This is a genomic window from Candidatus Thermoplasmatota archaeon (genome assembly GCA_035540375.1).
Classification (GTDB): Archaea; Thermoplasmatota; SW-10-69-26; order JACQPN01; family JAJPHT01; genus DATLGO01.
Genome location: DATLGO010000049.1, coordinates 41,070 through 62,474 on the forward strand (window position 1 = coordinate 41,070; position 21,405 = coordinate 62,474).

The following is a 21,405-nucleotide window of genomic DNA, read 5'->3' on the forward strand; positions in this document are numbered from 1 at the left end:
GTTTTCAGCGCTCCTCGATGGTTTCGGCGATCGCGGTACCGAAGTGGCGTCCGCCCTCCTCGAGCCGCACGAGGACGCGGTCGCCGGGTTTGAGGTCGACGACGCTCACGCCGTCGCCTCCGGGGCGGACGAGCCGGATGGTTTCGGCGTTCTGGAGAAGGGTCGTGAAGCGGCGGCCGTACGCCTCCGCGGCCACGAGGACGAGCGGTCGGGTCTCCATCTTCACGCGGCCGAGCACGACGCGACGCGCGCGACCGTCGGACGCGACGACGAGCGTCTCGTCGCCCGCGCGCATCTCGGAGAGGTACCGCGTCTTCCCGCCCGGCAGGAGGGCGTACGCGTGCACGGGTCCGGCGTTCACGCGGAAGGGGCGCGCGTTCACGTAGCCGGAGTCGAGCGTCTCGGCGTGGACGAGAAAGAGCGCGGAGGAGGAGCTGCCGACGAGGATGCCTTCGCCCGGTCTGAGCACGCTCGCGGTGTCGAGGCAGACGCGGTCCCCGGAACCCACGGGCCTGATCTCGGTCACGGTCGCCTCGACGAGGTCGACCGCGTCGCCCGCGCGGGCGGCGAGCGCGTTCGCGAGCGCCACGACGTCGCCGGCGTCGCGCGGCGCGAGGACGACGGCGTCGACGCCGACCTCGAGGGCGTCGAGCGCGAGGGTCGCCTCCTCCACGGTCGCGGCCTCGACGAGGAGGCGCGTTCCGCGGCTTCGACAGGCGGCGATCAGGTTTTCGTACGGGATGATCTTCCAGTCGCGGGCGGCAACCAGCAGGCCGGGCTCGCGGCCGACGAGCGCGAGGGCGCGCGTCTGGTCTTCGGGCGTCGCGATCTCGACGCGCGCGGCCACCTTGCGGCCGTCCTCGAGGAGGGCGTCCTTCGCGAGGGTGAGGAGCCGGAGGTGGCCGAGCGACCTGAAGTCGGCTTCGCGACCGTGGTCGACGACGAAGGTCGAGAAGCCGCGCTCGAGCGCGGTCGTGAGGAGGCGCTTGGCGTCGGGTCCGGCGACGCGCACGAGGGCGCGCTCCCCCGCATCCGTCCGCGCGTTTGCCGACATGACACCCCACCTCACGCCTTGAGGGCCCTGAGGGCGTCGTCTACGCTCGCCCCTTTGAAAACGATTGCGGAGATGGCCCTCGTCATGGCCTCCGGGGAGGCGTGCTGCCACACGTTCCGTCCCACGGAGACGCCCGCGCCGCCCGCCGCGCGCGCGTCGGCGACCATGCGCAGGAAGGCCTCGGGAGACTCGCTGCGCGGTCCCCCTGAGATGACGACCGGCATGGGGCACCCGCGGACGACCTCGCGGAAGGTCTCGACGGAGCCGGTGTAGGGCGCCTTCACGATGTCCGCGCCGAGCTCGGCGGCGAGGCGCGTCACGTGCTTCACGTTCTCGACCGCGTGCGGGTCGCGGATGTCCTTCCCCCGCGGATACATCATGGCGAGGAGCGGCATGCCGAGACGCTCGCAGTCGGCCGAGACGCGGCCGAAGTCCTCGAGCATGTCGCTTTCGCGCTCGTCGCCCACGTTGACGTGGATGGAAACGGCGTCGGCCCCGAGGGCGACGCACTCCTCGACGGTGCCGACGAGACGCTTGTCGTTCGGGCGCGGATTGAGCGCGGTGGAGGCCGAGAGGTGGACGAGGAGCGGGGTCGCCCCGAGCGCGCCGTCGATCGTCCGCACGAGGCCCTTGTGGACGATGACGCCCGTCGCGCCGCCGCGGGCGACGGCAGCGACGGCCGCGCGCGGGTCGACGAGGCCGTCGACGGGACCGTTCGAGACGCCGTGGTCCATCGGGATGAGGACGGCCCGGCCCGCGGCGTCGACGAGACGTCGCAGCCGACGAGCCTTGCCAATATGTGTCATGGGGTGATCCCGGCTTGAGAGTGAAAGCTCCCAAATTTAAGCTTTCCTTTCAAACGCCTGGAAGCGTGGATCGCTCCCCACATATGTACAATGCGCTGTCCCGAAGTGCACCTTCCTGCGCAATCTCCATGGTCCCTTGCACGAATCTGGGCATCATGTGGGACCTCCTGACGCGCCACTTCGCCCGTTTTCCCGCCCAAAGCCGCGTCGCCCAGGCGCTCCTCGCCCACGGTTTCGCGGTTCGCGCGGACGGCATCTTTGCGGGCCGCGTCGCGGTCTCGGACATGGCGCTCGCGCGCGCCGTCGGCGTGGACCGGCGCATCATCGGCGCGACGATCGAGACGATCCGCCGCACGCCGGACCTCGCGCGCGTGTACGAGCGCCTCCTGCCGACTTGCCACCTCAAGGACGCGGCGCCCGCCCTCGGCTGGGGCGCGATCGAGATCGTCCCGAGCGACGCGCGAAAGCCGGGCATCCTCGCGGACGTCGCGCGCGTCCTCGCCGAGCACGGCCTCTCGATCCGCCAGGCGATCGTGGACGATCCCGACCTCGTCGAGGAGCCCCGCCTGCACGTCGTGACGGAATCCGCCGTCCCGCTCGACGCGATCGCGGAGATCCGCCAGGCCGTCGGCGTGAAGTCCGTCGTGATCCACTGAGCGCAACGCTTTCAAAGCGCGAGGCCCTCCCGCGCTCGTGCCCGCCCGACCCCGCGCGCCGCGCGCCCGGTTCACGCTCGCAACGCTCCACGTCCGACGCTTCGCGGAATGCCGCGCCTTCTACAAGGACGTCATCGGCCTCCCCGAGCGCCGCGCCCTGCCCCGCGCGAAGTGGGCCGAGTTCGGTCCCGCCCGCGGCGTCGCGATCGCGATCCACGAGCGGCAGGAGGGCGAAGGCGGCCGCAGGGTCGGCGGCCCGAGCGGCCTCTTCCTCGACGTCGCGGACGCGGAGAAGGCCCACGCGGCGTACGTCGCGCGCGGCGCGCAGACGTCCTATCCGCCGGCGCGCGCGCCCTGGGGCGGCGTCGTCTTCGGCCTGCTCGACCCCGACGGCAACGAGATCAACTTCACGGGACCCTAACGCAGGGACGCGGCGAAGCGGGCGAGGTCCGCCGGCGCGACGCGCTCGGCGACCCGCGAGACGAAGGCGCTCCCGACGATGACGCCGTCCGCCCCCGCTTGCGCGAGCGTCTTCACGTGCTCGGCCTTCGAGACGCCGAATCCCACCGCGACCGGCGTCTTGCCGGCGGCGCGCTTCGCCGTCCGCACGAGGTCGGAGACGCGCGGGTCGAGGTCGCCCCGCGCGCCCGTGACGCCGTAGCCGCTCACGAGGTAGAGGAAGCCGCGCGTCGCCTCGGCGAGCTTCGCCATGCGCGCCGGGGGCGTCGCGGGCGAGGCGAGCTGCACGAGGTCGAGGTCCGCCGCGTCGAAAGCCCTCCGCGCGGGCCCCGACTCCTCGAACGGGAGGTCGGGCACGATGACGCCGTCGAGGCCCGCCGCGCGCGCGTCGGCCGCGAAGCGGTCGAGGCCCGCGCGCAGGATCGGATTGTAGTACGTCATCGCGACCATGGGCTTCGACGAGGCCTTGCGCAATCGCGCCGCGAGGGCGAGCGCGTCCGCGGGCTTCGCGCCCTTCGCGAGGGCGCGGGCGGCCGCGGCCTGGATGGTCGGCCCGTCGGCGATCGGGTCGCTGAACGGGACCCCGATCTCGAGCACGTCGACGACGTCGAGAAGCGCGCGCATGTATGCCTCGCTCGCCGCGAGGTCGGGATCGCCCGCGACGAGATAGCCCGCAAGGAGCGGGCGGCCGCCGCGGTCCGCGAAGGCCTTCGCGAGCGCGCTCACGCGCGGCCCTCCAGCTCCCTCATGAGGGTGTGCACGTCCTTGTCGCCGCGGCCGGAGAGGGTGACGACGACGTGCGCGTCGCGCGGAAGGGTCGCGGCGAGCTTCATCGCGTGCGCGACCGCGTGCGCGCTCTCGAGGGCGGGGAGGATGCCTTCGAGGCGCGCAAGCGCGAGCGTCGCGTCGAGCGCCTCGCGGTCGGTCGCGCTCACGTATTCGGCGCGGCCGGTCTCCTTGTAGAGCGCGTGCTCGGGGCCGACGCCCGGATAGTCGAGGCCCGCGGAGATGCTGTGCGTCTCCGCGACCTGTCCCGCGTCGTCCTGGATCATGTACGAATAGGCGCCGTGGAGGACGCCGCGCGAACCCGCGCCGAGCGTCGCCGCGTGGCGGCCCGTGGGCACGCCGTCGCCGCCCGCCTCGACCCCGACGAGCCGCGTCGCCAACTCGTGGCGGAAGGGGTAGAAGGTGCCGAGCGCGTTCGACCCGCCCCCGACGCACGCGACGAGCGCGTCGGGGAAGCGGCCGAAGCTTTCGACGGACTGCCGCCGGATCTCCTCGCCGATCACCTTCTGGAAGTCGCGCACGATCTTCGGGTAGGGGTGCGGGCCCACGACGGATCCGATGCAGTAGTAGGTCGACTCCACGTTCGTGACCCAATCGCGCAGGGCCTCGTTCACGGCGTCCTTGAGCGTCCTCGCGCCGGACTCCACCGGGTGGACCTTCGCGCCCATGAGGCGCATGCGGAAGACGTTGAGCGCCTGGCGCTCGACGTCCTTCGCGCCCATGTACACCTCGCACGGGAGGCCGAGCACCGCGGCGGCCATCGCGCTTGCGACGCCGTGCTGGCCCGCGCCCGTCTCGGCGATGAGGCGCGTCTTCCCCATCTCGGCCGCAAGAAGCGCCTGGCCCATGACGTTGTTGAACTTGTGGGCGCCGCCGTGCACGAGATCCTCGCGCTTGAGCCAGATCGCGGCGCCGCCCGCCTTCCCGGTGAGGCGGCGCGCGGGGTAAAGCGGCGTTGGCCGTCCGCCGTAGCGCGCGTTGAAGTCGGCAAGGCGCGCGCGGAAGGCGTCCGACGAGGCGATGCGCCCGTACGCCTCCTCGAGCTCAAGGAGCGCGGGCATGAGCGTCTCGGGGACGAAGCGGCCGCCGAACGGCCCGAACTTGCCGTCGGCGTCCGGCTCGTCGGGGAGAGGCTTCACGCGCCGGCCCCCCTCGCTGCGGCGATGAAGGCGCGCACGCGCGCCGCGTCCTTGCGCCCCGGCGCGCTCTCGACGCCGGAGGCAACGTCGACCGCGTAGGCGCCCGTCGTCTGCACGGCCGCCGCCACGTTCTCGGGCGTGAGACCGCCAGCGACGATGACGGGCGTCGGCGCGAGGCGCTCGACAATGCGCGCGGCGCGCGCGAGGTCGAGCGGGCGGCCCGTGCCGCCGTAGCCGCCTTCGGCGCGCGCGTCGAGGTGGAGCGCGTGGAAGCCCTCGGGGACGCCCGCCTCGTGCTCGACGCCGCGCGAGAGGACGAATCGGAGCGCGGGGTTGCGCCTGCGCAAGCCCTCGACGACGCGCGGCTCGACGCGGCCGTGGAGCTGCAGCGCCTGCGGACGCACGGTCTCGACGATGGTCTCGAGCACCTTCGGATCCTCTGTCACGGTGACCGCGTAGGTGACCTGGAAGGGGGTCGCGAGGTCCGCGAGCGTGCGCGCGCGCTCGAGGCCGACCTCGCGCGGGCTCTCGGGGCTCGCGACGACGAAGCCGACCGCGTCCGCCGCGCGCGCGGCGTGGACGTCCTCGGCGCGCGTGAGGCCGCAGATCTTCACGCGCGTCATCGCGCGCCCTCCACGAGGCTCCGCGCGAGCGCCGCCGGGTCCGGCGCGCGCATGAGCGCGGTCCCGACGAGAACGCCGTCCGCGCCGGCCGCGCGGGCGCGGGCGACGTCGGCGGCGGTCTCGATCGCGGAGAGCGCGAGCACGGGGCGGTCCTTGCGCTCAGCCGCGAGCACACGCGCCGCGCGGCCTGGATCCACCGCGAGCGTCGCGAGGTCGCGGTTGTTGATGCCGATGACGTCGGCCTTCGTCGCGCGGGCGCGGCGGAAGCCCGCCTCGTCGGCGACCTCGAGGAGCACCTCGAGGCCCCGGCTGTGCGCGTAGGCGACGGCCTGCGCGGGGGCTTCCCACGCGGTGAGGCCGCGCTCGAAGAGCGGCATGAGGAGGAGCACGGCGGAGGCGCCCGCGCGCGCCGCAGCGTCCACCTGCGCGGGGTCCACCACGAAGTCCTTCATGAGCACAGGCAGGTCGACCTTCGCGGCGACGTCGGCAAGCGACGCGAGCGAGCCGCCAAACTCGACGGGCTCCGTCAGCACGGAGACGCCCGCGGCGCCCGCGGACGCGAAGCCCGACGCGAGCGCGGCCGGGTCCGCGACGTCGCGAAGCTTCCCCGCCGAAGGCGAGGCGGGCTTGATCTCCGCGACGAGCCCCGGCGGGCGCTTGAAGATGGAGGCCTTGAGGCCGACGGAGGCGCGCCGCGCGGCGCGCGGGCCCGCCGCGTAGAGGCCGCGCTCGACGGCCTCCCGGGCGCGTGCCGCGAAGCGCGCGAGATGGTCGGCCACGCGATCAGCCCGCGAACTTCCCGCCGGTCGCCTCGATGAAGCTGCGGAGCTTCCCGAGCGCCTTCCCGGATTCGATGCTCTCACGGGCGACGGCGATGCCTTCCTTCATCGTCGAGGCGCGCCCGCCCACGACGGCCGCCGCGGCCGCGTTCATGAGGACCGTGTCGAGGCGCGGGCCGGGCTTCGCGGAGAGGACCTCGACGAAGACCCGCGCGCTCCCTTCCTTGTCGAGGCCGCCGACATCGTCGGGGGTCACGCGCTTGAAGCCGAACTCCTCGGGGTTCACGGTGTAGAAGCTGACCTTGCCGTCGATGACGCTTCCGATGCGCGTGGGGCCGAGCGGCGAGACTTCGTCGAGGCCGCCTTCGCCGTGCACGACGAGCGCGCGCTCCGCGCCGAGGTTCGCGAGCACCTGCGTCATCTTGGAGACGAGCGCGGGATGGTAGACGCCGACGACCTGGCTCTTCGCGCCCGCGGGGTTCGTAAGCGGACCGAGGACGTTGAACACCGTGCGGATGCCGAGCTCGCGGCGAGGGCCTGCCGCGTGCTTCATCGACGGGTGGAAATTGGGAGCGAAGAGGAAGCCGACCCCGACGTTCTCGATGACGCGCTGGACGCGCGCGGGCTCGAGGCTCAGGTTCGCGCCGAGCGCCTCGAGGACGTCCGCGGACCCGCAGCGGCTCGTGACCGCGCGGTTGCCGTGCTTCGCGACGGGGATGCCGGCGCCCGCCGCGACGAAGGCCGAGAGCGTCGAGACGTTGAACGTCTTGAGCGGCGCGCCGCCCGTGCCGCAGGTGTCGATGAGGTGGCCCTTCACGTTCGGCGAAACGAGCGCGCACTTCTCGCGCATGACGCGCGCGAAACCCGTGAGCTCCTCGACCGTCTCGCCCTTCATCGCAAGCGCGGTGAGGAGCGACGCGATTTGCGCGCTCGTGGCCTCGCCTGACATGATCGTCTCCATCGCGGACGCCGCCTCGTCCGCCGTGAGGCCGCGGCCGTCCACGACCTTCGCGATCGCCTCCTTGATTCCGCTCATCGCCGACACGTCTCCAGGAAATTGCGCATCATCGTCTTGCCGTGGTCCGTAAGGATGGACTCCGGGTGGAACTGGACGCCTTCGATCGGGAACGCGCGGTGGCGCGCGCCCATGATGACGCCGTCGGCGGTCCGCGCGCTCACCTCGAGCGCCGCGGGGACCGTCGCGGGATCGATCGCGAGGCTGTGGTAACGTCCGACCGAAAGGGGCGAGGGGACGCCCGCGAAGACGCCCTTGCCGTCGTGCTCGACGAGGCTCGTCTTGCCGTGCATCACGCGCGGCGCGCGGACGACCTGGCCGCCGAACACGTGCCCCATGCCCTGGAGGCCGAGGCAGATGCCGAGCGTGGGGGTCGTCTTCGAGAGGCCGAGGAGCAGGTCCGCCGAGACGCCGAAGTACCTCGGGTCCGCGGGGTGGCCGGGTCCGGGCGAGATGAGGATGCCGTCGGGCGCGAGGGCCTCGGCCTCCTTCGCGGTGATGGCGTCGTTGCGCTTCACGACCGGGTCCGCCCCGAGCTCGCCGAGGTACTGGACGAGGTTGTAGGTGAAGCTGTCGTAGTTGTCGACGACCAGGACCCTCGTCACGGCGACCCCTTACCCCCTCCACGGCTTGAAGGCTCCGGACCCGCCCGGAAGCGCTCCATGACCTTGACGAGCGCGCGGGCCTTGGCTTCCGTCTCCTCCCACTCCTTCATCGGGTCGGAATCGTGCACGATGCCCGCGCCCGCCATGACGGTCGCGCGGCCGTTCTCGCCGACGAGCGTGCGGATCGCGATCGCGGAGTCCGCGTTGCCGTTGAAGCTGAAGTAGCCGACCGCGCCCGCGTAGGCGCCGCGCGCCGCGGGCTCGAGCTCCCGGATGATCTTCATCGCCTCGACCTTGGGCGCGCCCGAGACGGTGCCCGCCGGGAAGAGCGCGTGGAGGGCGTCGAACGCGCTCATGCCCGGTCGAAGCCTTCCCTCGACCTTGCTCACGAGGTGCTGCACGTGCGAGTAGCGCTCGACCCTGCGCAGCTCGGCGACGCGAACGGTCCCGAACTCGGCGACGCGGCCCACGTCGTTGCGGGCGAGGTCGACGAGCATCGCGTGCTCGGCGGCCTCCTTCTCGTCCGCGAGGAGCTCCTTCGCGAGGGCATCGGTCTCCTCCGGGGTCGCGCCCATGCGACGCGTGCCCGCGATGGGGAAGGTCTCCACGCGACCGCCGTCGAGCCGCACGAGCATCTCGGGCGAGGCGCCGACGATCTCGCGTCCGCGGGCAAAGCGCACGTAATACATGTAGGGGCTCGGATTCAGCCGCTTCAACTCCTCGTAATACGCGAGGAGGCTGCCCTCGTAGTCGGCCTCGATCTTGCGCGCGAGGACCACCTGGAAGATGTCGCCGCGCCCGACGCGCTCCTTCGCCTCGACAACCATCTTCTCGAACCCGGCGCGGTCGAGGTTCGAGCGCGGCTCTCCGATCGCAAGCGAGGGCGCGGGCGTCTCGGCCCGCATGGCGGCCTCGAAGCGCGCGCCGCGGTCCTCGCCGTGGCTGAAGTAGAGCGTGCGGCGCGTGAGCCGGTCGAACACGACGCCGTCGAGGTAGAGGCCGAACTCGAACGCGGGTCCCGCCTCGCCGCGCCCGCGCGCGGGGACGGAGGGCTCGAGCGTCGCCGCATACTCGTAGCCGATCGCGCCCACGAGGCCGCCGAGGTACCGGTAGCCCTGGTCGAGGACCGCGCGCGAGTCGATGAGCCGCTTGAGGTACTGCGTCGGCTTCTCCCCGGCCTTCGGGTCGGGCGCGTCGCCCTCGACCTCGAGGCGGCCTTCCGCGAGGCGAACCTCCGCCACGGGGTCGACCCCAAGGATGCTGTAGCGCGCAAGACGCTCCGGTCCTTCCGCGGATTCGAGGAGGAATCCCGCGGGACGGTTCGCGAGGAGCCGCGCGAAGTCCTTCGCGGGGTCGAACGGGACGTCGAGCGCGCGGAGGATCATGGCCCATCTCCAGTATTCGCTGTCTTATTTATGCCCTTGGTGTACATTTGTGGGCATCACGTCGGGGGTTCGATCGCGAGGACCGTGACCTCGAAGAGCCGCTCGTGGCCATCCTGGAAAGCGCGTTCGGGCGCGAGGCGTACGGTCGCCGTTTCCCCGACCTTGAGGCCGAGCGTGGCGTCGCGGAAGCCGGGGATGACGTTGATGTAGCCGGCGGGCGGCGCGCCGTCCCCGAGCCACACGGCAAGCGGCTCGAACTGGGGCCGGTTCTTCGACGGGAAGACGCGCACGCTCTTCGGAAGCGGCACGTTCGAGTCGAAGACGGCGCCGTTGCCGTAGAGGCCGACGTAGGCCACCTTGACGCGGCCGTTCGCGCCCGCGTCCGCCGCCGCGCCCGAGACCTCCGCCACGCGGTACGTGACGACGTGGCGCGCGACGAGGGCGCCGGCCTTCGCCTCCACCGTGACGTTCGCGACGCCGGCCGTCGCGTTCTCGGCCGCGAGGCGAAGGATCACGGGGAGCCACTCGCGCGGGGCGACCCGGACCGTCGCGCGCTCGAAGGCCGCGACGATCGCCGGATCGCTCGGCGTCGCGGAGAGCGTCACGTTCTCCGTCGCATTTCCGAGGTTCTTCACGAGGATCGCGAGCGAGAGACGACCGTCGGGGTCGATCTTGTAGCCCTCGTGGAGCGAGGCGACCTCGAGGTTGCGCTGAGGCGCGACCGGCGGATGGACCGTCGCGCGCCGGAGGGTGACGGTCTCCGCGGGCACGTTCGCGTGCGGCTCGCGCGCGACGGTGGGGAGCCCCTGGATGCGCTTCACGACGTCAAGGCCTTCGACGACGCGGCCGAAGATCGCATAGCCCGGGGCCCGGTCGAGGCAGGTCGAATCCTGGGCGTTGATGAAGAACTGCGTCGTCGCGGTGTTCTCCTCCTCGAGCCGCGCCATCGCCACGGTGCCTTCGACGTGGCTCACGTTGCGCGGCCGCTCGAGCGGGATCGGGCCGAGGTTCACGCCCTTCGGCTTGAGGTCCTTCGTGTACCCTCCGCCCTGGACGATCCCGATGCAGCTCTCGTTCGAGCGCACGACGGCGCGGTGGAAGATCGTGTTCTCGTAGAACCCGTTCTCGGCGTACTGGACGAAGTTCGCGACCGTCACAGGGGATTTGTCGAGAAGCATCTCGATCGCGATCTCGCCGTGGCTCGTGTCGAGCACGACGGTCAGGTTCGCGAAGCGAACCTCGAGCGGAATCTCGATGTCGTCCTCGCCGTCGCGGGCCCCGGGCGCGGGCCCGGACCCGAGGCACCCGGCAAGGAGGATGGCGGCGGCAAGCGCGAGCGCGAGGGGCGCGGACGGGCGCATCGGCCGGGGATGGTCCCGGTCGCCACTAAAGCGCTTCGGTTCCTCCGACCGGGCGCCGGGGGGCCCCGCGCCGGTCCGCGAGGCGCCGGAGCACGTCGCGGGGCGTCACGCCCTCGGCCTGCGCGGCGACGAGCGTGTGGTAGAGGACGTCGGCGGCCTCGTCGGCAAGGCGGGCCCGGTCGCGGTCCTTCGCGGCCATGATGAGCTCCCCCGCCTCCTCGGCGACCTTCTTGAGACGCAGGTTGGGATCCGAAAGCAGGCGCGTCGTGTGGCTCCCCTCGACGGGCTCCGCGAGGCGCTCGGCGACCACGCGTTCGAGCTCGGCGAGGCCCGCCTCGCCCTCGCCCGCGAGCGCGCGCTCGAAGCAGGTGGGCGTTCCCTCGTGGCACGCGGGGCCCGTCTGGCGCACGCGCGCAAGGAGCGTGTCGCCGTCGCAGTCGAGAAGGAGCGCGACGAGCTTCTGGACGTGGCCGGATTCCTCGCCCTTGCGCCAAAGCCGCCCGCGGCTCCTCGAGCGATAATGCATCTCGCCCGTCGCGAGGGTCGCGTCGTAGGCTTCGCGGTCCATGTAGGCGAGCATGAGCACGTCGGCCGTCGCTGCGTCCTGCACGACCACGGGCACGAGGCCGCCGCCCTTCGCGAAGTCCGGGACCGCCGTCATCGACGGGAGAGGGCGCGCTCCGCCCTATGGGGTTTTCGGGGTCGGCCGCGGGGCGGGGGTCGCCATGAACCTCTTATAGCGGCAAGCCGTCGCGTCATCGAGGCGACCCCGTCATGCAGACCAAGCCCGCCCTCCTCGCGCTCGTCCTTCTCGCCGCCGGCGCCCTCGCCGGATGCATCCAGGCCGGAAACGGTCCCCTGGACGCGGCTTCGAACGCCCCCGCCTTCGACCCCGCGACCGCGCCGCGCCTCCTCGCGCACGAGGGCGTGAACCGCACGATCGACCCGGCCGTTCTGTTCGACCCGCTCCTTGCGCCGGGAGCGAACGGGAGCGCGCTCTTCGACGTCGCCCCGAGCCTCCTCCACGTGAGCGTCGGCGTGCCCGGCGCGGAGCCTTCGATCGGCGTCACGTCGAACGGCATGATCTTCTTCCAGGGGATCGGCGGCGAGGGCCCGACCGGCATGCAGCCCGCGACGATGCGGAGCGTCGACGGCGGACGAACGTGGAAGAACGTGATCCAGCTTCCCGCCACGATGCCGATCTCGCTCGACCCGCTCCTGTGGGTCGACCCCGACACGGACCGCGTGTTCGTGAACCATCTCTACGTCGGCTGCTCGTGGCTGAGCTGGAGCGACGACTTCGGAGGCTCCTGGACGACGAACCCCCTCGCGTGCGGCAACACGCTGAACGACCACCAGAAGATCGCGACGGGGAAGTTCAAGACCCTCCCGAACCCGGGCGTGTACAAGAACGTCGTTTACTACGGCTACAACCAGATCGGCGGCAACCCCGCGACCGGCGCGAGCCGCGTCTCGGCGAGCCTCGACGGCGGCCTCACGTGGCCGATCAACAGCAAGGCCGTCGAGCACGGCACCTGCTCCGGCGGCCTCCACGGACGCCTCCGCACCGACTCCGAAGGCAACGTGTACCTGCCGAAGCGCGACTGCGGCGGCGTCGTCCTCGCCGTGAGCAAGGACAATGCGCTCACGTGGACGCAGACCAAGCTCGGCGAGGACGTCGGGAGCGCCCGGTTCCGCAAGAACCCGGACCTCGCGATCGACCGCGAGAACAACCTCTACATGGTCTGGCCCGGCGACGACAACCGCCTCTACCTGAGCGTCAGCCGCGACCGCGGCGCGACGTGGAGCAACGAGTCGCTCCTCGCCTCCCCGCCCTCGGTCACGACCACGACGATGCCCGCCATCGTCGCGGGCGACGCGGGCCGCATCGCCTTCGCGTACTACGGCGTCGAGAACGGGAACGGCAAGTCGCCCGAATGCGTAGGCGACGAGACGACCTGGAACGTGTACGTCTCGTGGAGCCTCGACGCGCTTTCGGAGAACCCGCGGTTCGTCACGACCACCGCGAACGATCCCGCGGACCCCGTCCAGGTGGGCGGGATCAGCACGAACTCGGGCACGCCCGAGGGCGGCTGCAAGTACCGCCGCAACCTCCTCGACTTCATCGACATGACGATGGACAAGGAGGGCCGCGTGTACGTCGCGACCGCGGACGGCTGCGTGAACTGCACCGGCCAATCCGACAGCAACAACCGGCTCGGCATGGCCTCGACGCAGCTCACGGGCCCGAGCCTTCTTTTCGGGACGCCCGCGTTCCGCGAAGGGCCGACCGGGAAGGCCGCAGCCGCGCCCGCGCGCCCCGGCGCGGGCCCGCTCGGGCTCCTCGGCTAGAGGCGCACCGGGACGCCGCGCGCGTGGATCGCGCGCTTCGTCTCCGCGACCGAGACCTCGCGGTCGTGGAAGATGCTCGCGGCGAGCGCCGCGTCCGCGCCGGAGGCGAGCGCCTCCGCGAGATGCTCCGCGCGGCCGGCCCCGCCGGACGCGATGACCGGGATGCGGACGGCTTCCGCGACCCCGCGCACGAGGTCGATGTCGTACCCGTCGCGCGTCCCGTCGCGGTCCATGCTCGTGAGGAGGATCTCGCCCGCGCCGAGCTTCGCGCCGCGAGAGGCCCACTCGATGACGTCGACGTCCGTCGCGCGCGTGCCGCCGTGCGTGTGCACGAGCCAGCGCTCTCCCACGCGCTTCGCGTCGATCGCAAGGACGATGCACTGCGCGCCGAAGCGCTCGCTTGCCGTCGAAAGGAGGGACGGATCCGCGATCGCCGCGGAGTTGATGCTCACCTTGTCGGCGCCGGCATTGAGCGCGTCCTGCACGTCGTCGGCCGTGCGGATGCCGCCGCCGACCGTGAGGGGAATGAAGAGGTTCTCCGCCGTGCGGCGGACGGCGTCGAGCGTCGTCGCCCGCGCCTCGCGCGTCGCCGCGATGTCCAGGAAGACGATCTCGTCGGCGCCCTCCGCTTCGTAGCGCTCCGCGAGCGCGGCGGGGTCGCCCGCGTCGCGGAGGTTCTCGAACTTGACGCCTTTCACGACGCGCCCGCCCTTGACGTCGAGGCAGGGGACGACGCGCTTCTTGAGCATCAGGCGCCCTCCCGCCGGAGGGCGACCGCGCCCTTCGTCGAGAGCCGCTCCGCGCGCGGCTTGGTCGCCTCGCGGATCGCGACCGCGGTCGCCTTCACGGCGGCCTCGACGACGTGGTGCGGGTTGCGGCCGCGCACGACGACGAGGTGGAGCGTCATGCCGCCCTCGGTCGCGAAGGAGCGCATGAAGTGGTCCATCATCGGGTCCGGCAGGTCCCCTTCGTAGAACGGCCGCTCCACAAGGTCGACGGCGGCGAGGACGAGCGCCTCGTCCATCGGGACGTAGGCGTGGCCCACCCGGGCGATCGCGCCGGGATCGATCGCCGCCCGGAAGGCGCGGCCGAGCGTGATCGCGACGTCCTCGACAAGGTGGTGCTCGAGCCCGTCCTTCGAGCGGGCGTGGACCTTGACGTCGTAGCCGCTCCACTTGGCGAGCGTCTCAACCATATGGCGCGCGAACGCCGCGGAGGCGCCCGCGGCGCGGCCCGGCTCGCTGCCCGCGAGGGCGCCCTCGAGCTTCACGTCCGCGACGCCCGCGCCGAAAGCGACGGTGACGACGATCGAGGTCTCCTTCGTCTCGCGCTCGAGCGTCGCCATCAGCGTTTTCCTCCCTCGCCCGCGAGCGCCGCGCGCATGTCGACGGCGCCCGTGTACGCGGCCATGCCGACGACCGCGCCCCAGGCGCCCGTCCCGCGGAGCGCGTCGAGGTCGGCGCGGTCGCGGACGCCGCCCGAGGCGACGACGGGCGTCGAGACCGCGGCCGCGAGGCGCCGCACGCCCTCGACGTTCGCGCCGCTCATGCGGCCCTCGCGGTCCACGTCCGTGTAGAGGATGCCGCCGACGCCGAGCCCGTCGACCTCGCGCGCGAACTCGAGGACGTCGCGGCCGGTCGATTCGGTCCAGCCCTTCGCGACGACGTGACCGCCCTTCGCGTCGAGTGCGATCACGACGCGGCGCCCGTACCGCTTCGCGATCTCGTGAAGGAAGACGGGGTCGGTGACGGCCCGCGTGCCGATGACGACGCGCGCGGCGCCCGCGTTGAGGAGCGTGTCGATGTCCTCGACGAAACGGACGCCGCCGCCCACCTGGACCATCATGCCCGGGAGCGCTTCGAGGATGCGCGTGACGACGCGGAGGTTCGATCCCGTGCCGAACGCGCGGTCGAGGTCGACGACGTGGAGCCACGCGGCCCCCATGTCGCGGAAGGCCTGCGCCTGCGCGACGGGGTCCGGGACATTCACGCGTTCCTCGCGCGGGTCGCCGCCCACGAGCTGCACGCACGCGCCGTTCCTCAGATCGACCGCAGGAATCACCCTCATCGCCACGCCTCCGCATATCGCACGAAGTTATCGATCATCTTGAGCCCCGCCGCGCCGGACTTCTCGGGATGGAACTGCGTCCCCCACGCGTTGCGCTTGCGCACGACGGCCGTGAACGTGCTTCCGTAGGTGGTCGTCGCGACCGTCACGGGCTCCTCGGGGGCGGGCGCGAAGGAGTTCACGTAGTACACGTGCGTGCCCTCCGAGAGTCCCGCGAAAAGGTCGTCCTCGCGGAAGGCGAGCACGTTCCATCCGATGTGCGGAAGCTTGTCGTGGGCGAGTCGCTTCACCTTCCCCCGCATGTAGGCGAGGCCCGGGTCGCCGGGACTCTCCTCGCTCGCCTCGAAGAGAAGCTGCATGCCGAGGCAGACCCCGAGGAGCGGCGTCCCCTCCTCGAGCCGGGCCAGGAGCGGTTTCGCGAGCGGCTTGAGGCGCGGGGCGGCCTCTCCGAAGGCGCCGACCCCGGGAAGCACGATGGCCTCGGCCGCGAGGACGTCCTTCGGGTCCTTCGTGACGTGAACCTCCGCCCGCGCGCGCTCGAGCGCCTTGCGCAGGCTGTGGATGTTGCCGACGCCGTAGTCGAGAAGCGTGACCCTCACGCGCCCGCCCCCAGGATCTCGCGGAGGGCGGCGAGGAGGCGCTCGCTCGCGGCCGGCGGCGCGACCGTGACGCGGAGGTAGGCGGCGAGCGGGCCCGCGAAGTCGCGGACGTACACGCCGCGCTCGCGCAGCGCCGCGGCGAGGCCGTGGGCGTCGACAGGCGGCTTCACGAGGACGAAGTTCGCGTCCGACGGGAAGACGTCGAACTTCAGGTCGGCGAGGGCGCGGGAAAGGCGCGCCCGTTCGACGCGGACGCCCTCGACGACGTTCTCGACCCATGCGCGCTCCTCGAGCGCCATCGCGGCGACGAGCTCGCTCGCGGTGTTCAGCTTGAAGGGACCTCGGACCTTCGCGATCTCGCGCGCGACGTCCGGGTGCGCGACCGCGTAGCCGACGCGGAAGCCCGCGAGACCGTACGCCTTGCTGAAGGTGCGGAGCACGACGAGGCGGGGGTTGCGCGCGACCTCGGGCAGGAAGCTCGACGGGCCGAACTCCGCGTAGGCCTCGTCGACGACGACGAGACCGCCCGCGGCAGAGACCACGCGCTCGACCTCGGGGCGCGGGAACGCGTTGCCGGTCGGGTTGTTTGGCCGGCAGACGAACGTGACCTTGGCGCCCTGCGCGGCGCGCGCGAGCGCGGGGGCGTCGAGCGCGAAGCGGGGGCCGAGCGGCACGGCGACGGTCTTCGCGCCGGCGAGCCGCGCGAAGGTCGGGATCATGGAAAAGATCGGCGCGTGGTGCGCGACCGTCTCGCCGTCCTCGACGAATGCGCGCGCGAGGGCGTCGATCATCTCGTTCGACCCGTTGCCGAGCACGATCGAGGCCGGGTCGACCTCGTGGTGGCGCGCGAGGGCGCGCCGGAGCGTTCCCGAGGCGTTGTCGGGATAATCCCAGAACGCGTCGGGGCGCAAGCGCGCGATGGCCTTGGCGATCGCGGGGTTCGCGCCCCAGAGGTTCGCGTTGTTCATGAGGTTGAGGCCGCCCTTCGGCGCCTCCTCCTCGTACGCCTCGGTCGCGCGCACGACGGCGCGCGCGAGGTCCGCGGGTCCCTTCGTCATGGTCGCCTCGCCTCCACGGAAGCCGCGTGGGCGTGTAAGCCTTCCGCGCGGGCAAGCGTCGCGACCGTCGGCGCGAGCGTGCGGAATCCTTCACGGTCGACCTCCTGATGGGTGGGCCGCCGCAGGAAGTCGTCCACCGAAAGCCCTGAAAAGGATCGCGCGAGCCCCGCGGTCGGGAGCACGTGGTTCGGGCCGCTCGCGTAGTCGCCGAACGCGACGGGCGAGTAGGGGCCGAGGAAGGCGCTCCCGTAGGTCCTGAGGCGCGCGAGAACGGCGCGCGGGGCCGCGGTCTGGATCGAGAGGTGCTCGGGCGCGAAGGCCTCGGCGAAGGCGACCGCCTCGTCGAGGTCGCGGGCGAGGAGGAGCGCGCCGCGCGCGGCGAGCGCCTCGCGCGCGATGGCGGCGCGCGGCGTCGTCGCGAGCGCGCGCTCGAGGGCGGTCCGCGCGCGGGCGAGGAGCGGCGCGTCGGTGGCGACGAGCACCGCCGAGGCGGCCGGGTCGTGCTCGGCCTGCGCGAGGAGGTCCCAAGCGACCGCGTCGGCGTCCGCCGTCGCGTCCGCGACGACGAGCACCTCGCTCGGGCCCGCGGGCGCGTCGATCGCGACCTCGCCCGCGACGAGCGCCTTCGCGGCGGCGACGTACGCGTTCCCGGGGCCGACGATCTTGTCGACGCGGGGGACGCTCGCGGTGCCGTAGGCGAGCGCGAAGACGGCCTGCGCGCCGCCGAGGGCGAAGACGCGATCCGCGCCCGCGACCGCGGCGGCGGCGAGCGTCGCGTCGGGGATCGCGCCGTCCGCGCGGGGCGGGGTCGCGAGGACGATCTCGCCGACCCCCGCGACCTTCGCGGGGAGGACGGTCATAAGCACGGTGCTCGGGTACGCGGCGCGCCCGCCGGGGGCGTAGCAGCCCACCTTCGCGAGGGGAACGTAGCGACGGCCCGCGCGCACGCCGGGCGCCACCTCGACCTCGAGGTCGGGACGGCGTTGCGCTTCGTGGAAAACGCGGATGTTGCGCGCGGCCGCTTCGAGCGCGGCGCCGAACGCGGGATCGACGCGCGCGAGCGCGGCCTCGACGTCGGCGCGCGGCACCTCGAAGCGCGCGAGGTCGACGCCGTCGAATCGCTTCGTGATCGCGCGAAGCGCCTCGTCGCCCCGGGCGCGCACGTCGCGCGCGAGAGGCGCGACGGCCTCGAGCGCCTTCGCCACGTCCCCGGCGCTGCGGCGGACGATCGCGAGGCGTACGTCGTCGGGCATCGCGGCGAGCGCGCCCTCGTAGCGGAGGAGGCTCAAGGCACCAGCCTCTCGATCGGGAGGACGAGGATCCCCGTGGCGCCGATCTCCTTGAGATCCCGCACGATGCGGTGGAGCGCGCGCTCGTCCACGACCGCGTGGGCCGCGACCATCTCGTTGTGGTCCATGATGTCCATGATCGTCGGGCCGCTGATGCCGGGAAGGATCCGACGGACGTCGGCGAGCTTGGCGCGGGGCACGTTCGCCATGAGGTACGCCTTGCCGCGGGCGCGCACGACCGCTTCGAGCGCCTCGAGGAATTCGCGGGCCTTCGCGGCCTTCGCGGCGTCGCGGTGGAGGGATCCGTTGCCGACGACGTGCGCCGAGCTGTGGAGGATGACGTCCGTCTCGCGCAGGTGGTTCATCGCGAGCGTGCTCCCGCTCGAGACGAGGTCCACGATCGCGTCCGCGACGCCCATGTGGGGCGTGACCTCCGTCGCGCCGCTCACCTCGACGACGTGCACCTTCGCGCCGCGCGCCGCGAAGAAGCGCCTTGCGAGATTCGGGAAGGAGGTCGCGACACGGGCGTTCTCGGGAAGATCCGCGGCCGTCGCCGCCTTGCTTTCGTTCGGGACGGCGACGACGAGGCGGCAGCGCCCGAAGCCGAGGTCGAGGAGACGCTCGACGCGGCGGCCGGACTCCTCGACGATGTCGAGGCCCGTGATCCCGATGTCCGCGACGCCTTCCTCGACGAACCCCGGGATGTCGCTTGCGCGGACGAAAAGCACGGTAAGACCGTGGTCGGGCGCGCGGGCGAGGAGCCTGCGCTCGGACGTGAGGTCGAGGCGGATGCCGGCGTTGCGGAGAAGATCGAGTGTCTGCTCCGCAAGCCGGCCCTTGTTGGGGACGGCGACGTTGAGGGTCAGCGGAAAATCCTCCTCACGAGGGAATCGGATCGGTCGCCCTCAAAGGGTCCGGGGGCGATGATGGCCCACCCCGGGTCCGTTCGAGCGCGCGCGATCGGGCACGCATCTCCGAGGGCCGCCGCCGCTATTTCAGACTATCGCGTGCGGGAACGCGGCTCAGCCCGGGGGAAGGTTGCGCGCGGCGCGCTCGGTCCCCAGGAGGAACCGGCCGCGCGCGGCCCCGACGAGGTCGCCGTCGTCGACGAGCCGCTCGCCCCTCAGGAAGACGTGCGTCGGGAAGACGCCCTCGCGGCCTTCGTACGGCGTCCATCCGCACTTCGAGTGCAACTCGGAGCCCCGGATCGGACGCGGCTTCGCGAGGTCGACGACGACGAGGTCCGCGTCGAAGCCCGGCTCGAGGCGCCCCTTCGGGAGGCCGAACAGGCGCGCGGGCATCTCGCAGGCGGCGGCGACGACGGCGGCGAGCGGGAGGCGACCGGCCGCGGCCTCGGCGAGGAAGAGCGGGAGGAGCGTCTCGACGCCCGGCACCCCCGAGGGCGCTTCCCAGACGCCCGCGCGCTTCTCGGCGAGCGTGTGCGGCGCGTGGTCGGAGGCGAGGCACACGCGGCCCTGGCCGAGCGCCTCGTAGAGCGCCGCGCGGTCAGCGGGCCATCGCAGGGGCGGGTTCATCTTGTACACGCCGCCCTTCGCGAGGTCGTCGCGGTCGAGGAGCAGGTGATGCGGCGTGACCTCGGCCGTCATGCCCGGCGCGAGGGCGCCGAGGCCCGCTTCGGTGGAAAGGTGCGCGATGTGGACCCGGGCCCCGACGCCGAAGTTCGCGCGCGCGACCCCGAGGATTGCGTCGCGCTCGCATTCGGCGGGCCTGGAATCCTCGTGCGCGAGCCAGTCCGTGCGGCCCCCGACCTCCGCGAGGTGGCGCTCGCGGCACCCCTCGTCCTCGCCGTGCACGACGGCGGGCTTGTCCGCGGCCTTCGCGGCCGCGAGGCCCGCGCGCACGACGGCCTCGTCGCGCACGAGGAGATCGCCCGTCGTCGCGCCGAGGTACATCTTGAGGGCCGTCGCCTTCGGCATCCCGTCGAGGCCGCCCGAGGCGCCGAGGCCGAGAAAGAGCCCGAAGTCGACGTGCGCGCGCGGCCGGACCTTCGCGAGCTTCGCCGCGAGCGTCGCGCCGTCGAGCACGGGCGGCGCGGTGTTCGGCATGTCGAGGACGCACGTGACGCCTCCGAACGCCGCCGCGCGCGTGCCGGAGGCGAAGTCCTCCTTCTCGGGGTGGCCGGGGTCGCGGAAGTGCACGTGCGGATCGGTCGCGCCGGGGAGGATCACGCGCTCGCCGACGTCCACGATGTCGCGGCCCGTGAGATTGCGCGCGACGGCCGAGATCACGCCGTCCTTCACGGCGACGGCGCCGCGCGCGAGCGTGCCGTCGGCCTGGAGGATGCGGCCGCGCAGAACGAGGTCCATGGCGTCACTTCTTGAGGCCGGTCCCGGCGAGCGCGAAATGGGCGAGCAGGGCTTCGATCTGGATGCGCTCGCTTGCGCCTTCGACGAGGCGGAAGTCGGCTTCGCCCGTGCGATCGACGAGCTTCACCTTGACCTCGTCGGGAACCGCGAGGTCGAAGACGCTGCGGTGGATCTGTCGCACGATGTCCTCGCCCGAGAGACCGTAGGTGATGAGGAGCTCATCGAGCTTGTCGCGCGCCTTCATGAAGTTCCCCGTGAGGGCGAGCTCGAGCATCGCCTTCACCTCCTCGGGGCGCGCGGTCGCGGTCGTGAGGTAGACCGATTCCTCGTCGATGGACTTGCCGCCCGCCGAGGCGACCTGGAGCGTGTTGATCGACTTGCGCATGTCGCCGCCCGCGACGTAGAGGAGCGCCTCGAGGCCGTCCTTCGAGATCTCGAGCTTCTCCTGCGCGGCGATCTTGCGCAGGAACTTCGTCATGTCCTCCTTCGCGAGGGGACGGAAGCGGAAGACGGCGCAGCGCGACTGGATGGGATCGATGATCTTTGACGAGTAGTTGCAGGACAGGATGAACCGGCACGTCGCGGCGAAGCGCTCCATCGTGCGGCGCAGGGCGGCCTGCGCGTCGGTCGTGAGCGCGTCGGCCTCGTCGAGGAAGATGATCTTGAAGGCCGCGCCCCCCATGGGCGCGGTGCGGGCGAAGTCCTTGATCTTCGTGCGCACGATGTTGATGCCGCGCTCGTCGGAGGCGTTGAGCTCGAGGAAGTTCTGCCGCCACGCGTCGCCGTAGAGCTCCTTCGCGAGCGCGATCGAGGCCGTCGTCTTGCCCGTGCCGGGCGGGCCCGCGAAGAGGAGGTGCGGGAGGTTCCCGACCTTCGTGTAGGAGGCAAGGCGCTTCGTGATGTCCTCCTGGCCCACGATGTCCGACAGCTTCGCGGGACGGTACTTCTCGACCCAGATCTCCTCCACGGCACCACGTCCTCGCCCCGGCGGCCCCGGGCGACGGGGCACCAACGGAGCGATCGCTCTTAAGGGTGGAGGGTGACC

The 21,405-nt window shown here is 72.2% G+C and carries 23 protein-coding genes; 3 read left to right on the forward strand and 20 right to left on the reverse strand.

All coding sequences use genetic code 11. The features are described 5' to 3' along the window. Positions 1–4 precede the first annotated feature (4 nt). Together VM889_05795 and VM889_05800 are read right to left on the reverse strand one after the other, a co-directional pair. Positions 5–1,054 (reverse strand): 3-dehydroquinate synthase II, encoded by a 1,050-nt coding sequence (locus VM889_05795; GenBank protein HVL48049.1) that lies wholly within the window; start codon positions 1,052–1,054, stop codon positions 5–7. An 11-nt stretch (positions 1,055–1,065) separates the two neighbouring features. Next, a complete protein-coding gene (locus tag VM889_05800) occupies positions 1,066–1,860 on the reverse strand; it encodes a 2-amino-3,7-dideoxy-D-threo-hept-6-ulosonate synthase (protein HVL48050.1) in 795 nt (264 codons plus the stop codon). Between the two features lie 155 nt (positions 1,861–2,015). Here VM889_05800 and VM889_05805 point away from each other — a divergent pair, with 155 nt between their 5' ends. After that, on the forward strand, positions 2,016–2,516 hold the full coding sequence (locus tag VM889_05805; protein HVL48051.1) for an ACT domain-containing protein: 501 nt from the start codon (positions 2,016–2,018) through the stop codon (positions 2,514–2,516). 37 nt (positions 2,517–2,553) lie between these two features. Beyond that, complete coding sequence (locus VM889_05810; protein ID HVL48052.1) at positions 2,554–2,937, forward strand: VOC family protein; 384 nt, start codon at positions 2,554–2,556, stop codon at positions 2,935–2,937. Here VM889_05810 and trpA read toward each other — a convergent pair. Genes trpA through hisIE form a run of 9 tightly spaced genes read right to left on the reverse strand, consistent with a single transcriptional unit; the run spans position 2,934 to position 11,329 of the window. Further along, positions 2,934–3,701, reverse strand: coding sequence for a tryptophan synthase subunit alpha (gene trpA, locus VM889_05815; GenBank protein ID HVL48053.1), 768 nt, complete (start codon positions 3,699–3,701; stop codon positions 2,934–2,936). The two genes, VM889_05810 and trpA, sit on opposite strands and share 4 nt — an antisense overlap. Then, positions 3,698–4,900 carry a tryptophan synthase subunit beta gene (gene trpB / locus VM889_05820; GenBank protein ID HVL48054.1) on the reverse strand — a complete coding sequence of 401 codons (1,203 nt, stop codon included), beginning with the start codon at positions 4,898–4,900 and terminating at the stop codon, positions 3,698–3,700. Before trpB ends, trpA begins: the two co-directional genes overlap by 4 nt. Further along, on the reverse strand, positions 4,897–5,523 hold the full coding sequence (locus VM889_05825; protein HVL48055.1) for a phosphoribosylanthranilate isomerase: 627 nt from the start codon (positions 5,521–5,523) through the stop codon (positions 4,897–4,899). The genes trpB and VM889_05825 overlap by 4 nt, the downstream gene beginning before the upstream one ends. Then, a complete protein-coding gene (locus VM889_05830; GenBank protein HVL48056.1) occupies positions 5,520–6,302 on the reverse strand; it encodes an indole-3-glycerol-phosphate synthase in 783 nt (260 codons plus the stop codon). Before VM889_05830 ends, VM889_05825 begins: the two co-directional genes overlap by 4 nt. Positions 6,303–6,306: 4 nt before the next feature. Continuing rightward, positions 6,307–7,338 carry an anthranilate phosphoribosyltransferase gene (gene trpD, locus VM889_05835; GenBank protein HVL48057.1) on the reverse strand — a complete coding sequence of 344 codons (1,032 nt, stop codon included), beginning with the start codon at positions 7,336–7,338 and terminating at the stop codon, positions 6,307–6,309. Next, positions 7,335–7,922 carry an aminodeoxychorismate/anthranilate synthase component II gene (locus VM889_05840; GenBank protein HVL48058.1) on the reverse strand — a complete coding sequence of 196 codons (588 nt, stop codon included), beginning with the start codon at positions 7,920–7,922 and terminating at the stop codon, positions 7,335–7,337. Before VM889_05840 ends, trpD begins: the two co-directional genes overlap by 4 nt. Further along, positions 7,919–9,307 (reverse strand): anthranilate synthase component I family protein, encoded by a 1,389-nt coding sequence (locus VM889_05845; protein ID HVL48059.1) that lies wholly within the window; start codon positions 9,305–9,307, stop codon positions 7,919–7,921. The genes VM889_05840 and VM889_05845 overlap by 4 nt, the downstream gene beginning before the upstream one ends. 56 nt (positions 9,308–9,363) lie before the next feature. Further along, entirely contained in the window at positions 9,364–10,668 is a 1,305-nt protein-coding gene (locus VM889_05850) for a peptidylprolyl isomerase (protein HVL48060.1), read from the reverse strand. Between the two features lie 25 nt (positions 10,669–10,693). Beyond that, positions 10,694–11,329: a bifunctional phosphoribosyl-AMP cyclohydrolase/phosphoribosyl-ATP diphosphatase HisIE gene (gene hisIE, locus VM889_05855; GenBank protein ID HVL48061.1), complete on the reverse strand. Its 636-nt coding sequence runs from the start codon at positions 11,327–11,329 to the stop codon at positions 10,694–10,696. Positions 11,330–11,442: 113 nt separating this feature from the next. Between hisIE and VM889_05860 the strand changes: the two genes are divergently transcribed. Next, positions 11,443–13,020 (forward strand): sialidase family protein, encoded by a 1,578-nt coding sequence (locus tag VM889_05860; GenBank protein ID HVL48062.1) that lies wholly within the window; start codon positions 11,443–11,445, stop codon positions 13,018–13,020. On the opposite strand, the gene hisF is transcribed toward VM889_05860, so the two are convergent. The 9 genes from hisF to VM889_05905 form a co-directional block, all read right to left on the reverse strand. Further along, positions 13,017–13,769, reverse strand: a complete 753-nt coding sequence (hisF, locus tag VM889_05865) for an imidazole glycerol phosphate synthase subunit HisF (GenBank protein HVL48063.1) — start codon at positions 13,767–13,769, stop codon at positions 13,017–13,019. The genes VM889_05860 and hisF overlap by 4 nt on opposite strands. Then, positions 13,769–14,365, reverse strand: coding sequence for an imidazoleglycerol-phosphate dehydratase (locus VM889_05870; GenBank protein ID HVL48064.1), 597 nt, complete (start codon positions 14,363–14,365; stop codon positions 13,769–13,771). Before VM889_05870 ends, hisF begins: the two co-directional genes overlap by 1 nt. Further along, on the reverse strand, positions 14,365–15,087 hold the full coding sequence (gene hisA, locus VM889_05875; protein ID HVL48065.1) for a 1-(5-phosphoribosyl)-5-[(5-phosphoribosylamino)methylideneamino]imidazole-4-carboxamide isomerase: 723 nt from the start codon (positions 15,085–15,087) through the stop codon (positions 14,365–14,367). The genes VM889_05870 and hisA overlap by 1 nt, the downstream gene beginning before the upstream one ends. Continuing rightward, positions 15,084–15,686 (reverse strand): imidazole glycerol phosphate synthase subunit HisH, encoded by a 603-nt coding sequence (hisH, locus tag VM889_05880; protein HVL48066.1) that lies wholly within the window; start codon positions 15,684–15,686, stop codon positions 15,084–15,086. The genes hisA and hisH overlap by 4 nt, the downstream gene beginning before the upstream one ends. After that, the gene (hisC, locus tag VM889_05885; GenBank protein ID HVL48067.1) at positions 15,683–16,744 is read right to left on the reverse strand and encodes a histidinol-phosphate transaminase; all 1,062 of its coding nucleotides are present in this window, start codon (positions 16,742–16,744) and stop codon (positions 15,683–15,685) included. The genes hisH and hisC overlap by 4 nt, the downstream gene beginning before the upstream one ends. Next, positions 16,741–18,033: a histidinol dehydrogenase gene (gene hisD / locus VM889_05890; protein ID HVL48068.1), complete on the reverse strand. Its 1,293-nt coding sequence runs from the start codon at positions 18,031–18,033 to the stop codon at positions 16,741–16,743. The genes hisC and hisD overlap by 4 nt, the downstream gene beginning before the upstream one ends. After that, on the reverse strand, positions 18,030–18,929 hold the full coding sequence (gene hisG, locus VM889_05895) for an ATP phosphoribosyltransferase (protein HVL48069.1): 900 nt from the start codon (positions 18,927–18,929) through the stop codon (positions 18,030–18,032). The genes hisD and hisG overlap by 4 nt, the downstream gene beginning before the upstream one ends. A gap of 126 nt (positions 18,930–19,055) precedes the next feature. Beyond that, a complete protein-coding gene (gene pyrC, locus VM889_05900; GenBank protein ID HVL48070.1) occupies positions 19,056–20,360 on the reverse strand; it encodes a dihydroorotase in 1,305 nt (434 codons plus the stop codon). 4 nt (positions 20,361–20,364) lie between these two features. Further along, a complete protein-coding gene (locus VM889_05905; protein HVL48071.1) occupies positions 20,365–21,327 on the reverse strand; it encodes a replication factor C small subunit in 963 nt (320 codons plus the stop codon). Positions 21,328–21,405: the final 78 nt, after the last annotated feature.